The organism is Mesorhizobium sp. M2E.F.Ca.ET.209.01.1.1 (assembly GCF_004010375.2).
Classification (GTDB): domain Bacteria; phylum Pseudomonadota; class Alphaproteobacteria; order Rhizobiales; family Rhizobiaceae; genus Mesorhizobium.
This window is the reverse complement of record NZ_SADP02000914.1, coordinates 1-288: the sequence shown is the minus strand read 5'-3', so window position 1 is coordinate 288 and position 288 is coordinate 1. Positions and strand designations below refer to the sequence as shown.

The following is a 288-nucleotide window of genomic DNA, read 5'->3' as shown; positions in this document are numbered from 1 at the left end:
GCGTCGATGCGCAAGGGGTGCTGCGGGTCGGACCGGAGTCGGCGGGCTCGACGCCAGGACCGGCATGCTACGGTCGCGGCGGCACGCAGGCGACGGTAACGGACGCCATGGTCGTCTGCGGATGGCTCGGCCACAGCGAGATGGCCTATGGTCAGCTCAGGATCGATACCGGACTGGCGCATCGCGCCGTTGGCGAACTCGCCGCCAGGCTAGGGCGTACGTTCGAGCAGACCGCGCAGGCGATCCTCGATATCGCGGTCTCGGAAATGTTCGTCGAGGTCGAGAAAC

Annotated in this window: 1 protein-coding gene; it reads left to right on the top strand. The window is 67.4% G+C overall.

Translation table 11 applies throughout. The annotated features are described in order from the left end of the window. Positions 1–288, top strand: a 288-nt coding sequence (locus tag EN852_RS38465) for a hydantoinase/oxoprolinase family protein (protein WP_281407858.1), incomplete at both ends; no start/stop codon positions are given.